The 3,110-nt window shown below is 76.8% G+C and carries 2 protein-coding genes; one reads left to right on the top strand and one right to left on the bottom strand.

Annotation, left to right across the window (positions count from 1 at the left end):
* Positions 1-2,542, bottom strand: a 2,542-nt coding sequence (locus PAI11_RS23470; protein ID WP_040601537.1) for an ATP-binding protein, incomplete at its 3' end; no start/stop codon positions are given.
* 272 nt (positions 2,543-2,814) lie between these two features.
* Here PAI11_RS23470 and PAI11_RS23465 point away from each other — a divergent pair.
* Positions 2,815-3,110, top strand: a 296-nt coding sequence (locus tag PAI11_RS23465) for an FAD-binding protein (RefSeq protein WP_040601536.1), incomplete at its 3' end; no start/stop codon positions are given.

The following is a 3,110-nucleotide window of genomic DNA, read 5'->3' as shown; positions in this document are numbered from 1 at the left end:
CGCCCAGCGCGTCGGCCGCCGCCAGCGCCTCGCGCAGCGGCTCGCGAGCCTCGGTCGCCTTGCGCGCGCGGCGCAGCAGCAGCCCCAGCCGGTACGCCGCCCAGGCCCGGTCGAGCGCCAGCGGGCCGGTCGCCAGCAGCGCCTCGGCCTCGCGCAGGGTCGCGATCCCCTCGTCGTCGCCGAGCGCCAGCCCGAGCGCCGAGAGCGCGACGCCGGTCGCTCCGGAGAGCCCGGTTCGGCGGCCGTGCTCGACCTCCTCGCGGGCCAGCTCGACCGCCTCGGCGCGACGATCGGTCGCCGCCAGCAGCTCGACCAGGCGGACCCCGGCGCGGACGTTGGTCGGCGAGATCCACTGCTCGTCGTTCTTCAGCTCGATCGCGCGGCGGAGGTCGGCCTCGGCCTCCTCGATCCGCCCGTTGAGGCGCCGGATCCAGCCGCGGCAGGCGAGCGTCGCGGGACCGGTGCTGGTGTAGAGGACCGGCGTGTCGAGGCCGATCTCCTCGATCAGGGCGGTCGCCTCCTCGAGCTCGCCGCGCTCGACCAGCACGTCGCAGAGGACCCCGCCGATCGCCAGCCGGCCGAAGGCGAAGTTCGCCTCCTCGATCGCCTCCATCGCCTCGCGGGCGGCGCCCTCGGCCGAGGCCAGCGAGCCGAACGACCACTGGGTGATCGCCCGCGCGTGGCCGTTGTAGCCACGGCCCATCAGCGACCCGCGCTCGCGCTCGAGCCGCCCGGCGACCGTCAGCAGCGGCTCGACCAGGTCGAACCGCTCCAAATGGCGCATCCCGTGGACGGCCAGGTTCAGCAGCGAGAACGGCTGGCGGACGGCGGTCAGCCGCTCGTCGGCGATCGCGCGGCGGATCAGCTCGATCGCGCGCGGGTCGGCCGGGTCGCGCATCACCAGGTCGTAGCCCTGGTGCAGCAGCACGCTCGGCGCATCCGGCATCTCGCGGCCGAAGCGCTCCAGCAGCTGGCGGTGGCGGCCGCCGAGCTTGAGGCTGTAGAGCGTCGCCTCGAGCATCGACCCGCGCAGGCGGTCGGCCAGCTCCGGGTCCTCGGCGGCGGCGATCCCGGCCTCGAGCGTCGAGAGCGCGGCCCCCGGGTCGGAGCCGACGAACTGGACGGTCGCGATCGCCGCGTAGCAGCGGGCCGCGTCGTCGCCGCTCGCCCCCGAGGCGAGGGCGTCCTGCAGCCGCCGCATGCCCGATGCCTCGCCGATCGCCAGTTCGCCCTCGCCGAGCGCGATCAGCATCGGCATCCGGTCGGCGTCCGGCGGCGGCTCGGCCAGCGCCCGCCGGCGCAGCGCGACGGCGCTGCTGTCGGCACCCTCGCTGGCGGCGCTGTCGGCGGCCGCGGCGAGGGTCTGGGCGACCCACGGGTCGCCGGCCGGCTCGACCGCGAGCAGGTGCGGAGCGATCACGTCGGCCGCCGCGCCCTCGTCGGCCAGCCGCCGGGCCGCGGCCCCGTGGAGGCCGGCGCGGACGCCGGGGGCGAGCGTCGCGACGACCGCCTCGCGCACGAGCGGGTGGACGAAGGCGACCGCGTCCTCGGCCAGCACCTGGGCGGCGATCAGCAGGTCGATCGACCGCGCCGTCGCCTGCGGCTCGAGACCGGTGACCGCCGCCACCGCGGGGACCGTCGCCCGCCGACCGAGGATCGCGATCGCCTGCGCGACGGTGACCGCCTCGTCCCCGAGCTGGGCCAGCCGTCGCCGGATCGTCGTCGCCAGGTCGCTGCCGGCGGTCCGCCGGACCTGGTCGGCGTCGCCGTCGGCCCCGCGCAGACCGCGCTCGGCGGCGCTGCGAGCGACCTCCTGGAGCAGCAGCGGGTTGCCGCCGCATGCCTCGCGGACCACGCGCACGAAGCGCTCGCCCGGCGCCTGTCCGAGCCGCTCCTCGAGCACCGCCGCGACGCCGCCCTCCGACAGCGCGTCGGGCTGCAGGACGGTCGCGCGGGGACCGTTGCGCAGCGCCTCCAGCAGCTCCTGCGGGGCGTCGGGCTCGCCGGTACGCACCGAGCCGGCGATCAGGACCGGGACCCCGTCGAGCCGGCGGCCGACGAACTCCAGCAGCCGCAGCGACGGCTCGTCCGCCCACTGCAGGTCGTCGACGAAGAGCGCCAGCGGGCCCTCCTCCGCGAGGTTGGCGACCGCCCAGTAGAGCCCGTGCAGGACCGCGTGGCCGAGCGCCGCGTCGGCGGCGCCTGCCGCCGGCGCCCCGCCGAGGACCGGCTCGGCGTGGCTGGCGTAGCCGCCGAGGATCTGGCTCCGCTGCTCGGGCGTGGCGTTGGCCAGCGCCGGCTCCAGCAGCTGGCGCACGACGCCGAAGGCGAAGTCGCGATCGAGACGGGACGCCGTCGCCCATTGGACGGTGAGTCCCTCGTTGCCGGCGATCTCGCGGGCGGCGCGCAGCAGCGCCGTCTTGCCCAGCCCGGCAGCGCCAGCGACGACGGCGACCCCACCGTCGCCGGTCGCGGCGCGTGCGACCAGACCCGCGATCTCGTCCAGCTCCTCTTCGCGTTCGAGCAGCGGCCGATCCCCCATGACGCAGGGGATCCTAGATGGTCGATAGCTGCGGCACCCAACCTCGATCGGGGGATCGACGTCCCCCGCGCGGCGAACATCGGGGTGATCGTTGGGGTCAGGCCCCCTGGTGCGTCCCCGGAGCCGCTCCTAGATTGCCCGCTACGCCCCGAGGCCTCGGTCCACCGCCGGTCGCGCTCCCCCGTGAACCGGCGGTCCCATCAGGCGGACGCACACGCCGACAGCGACGTGGCCTCGGGGCGTCTCCTCCCACCCACCGCATGCTCAGCTCCATGTCCACCCTCGACCGCCGCCGCCTGCCCGGCCTGCTCCTTCCCGGTGCCGACGGGTACGACCGCGCCCGGTCCGCCTGGAACCTCACCGTCGACCAGCTGCCGGCCGCCGCGGCCGAGCCGACGAGCACCGGCGAGGTGGCCGAGCTCGTCCGCGCCGCCGCCCGCGGCGTGCGGGTCGCCGTCCAGGCGACCGGCCACGGCGCGCGGACGCTCGGTCCGCTCGACGGCGCGCTGCTGCTGCGCACCGGTGGCCTGCGGGGCGTGCACGTCGATCCCGCCCGCCGGCGGGCCCG

It is taken from the genome of Patulibacter medicamentivorans (assembly GCF_000240225.1).
Lineage (GTDB): Bacteria > Actinomycetota > Thermoleophilia > Solirubrobacterales > Solirubrobacteraceae > Patulibacter > Patulibacter medicamentivorans.
This window is presented reverse-complemented; position numbering and strand designations above follow the sequence as displayed.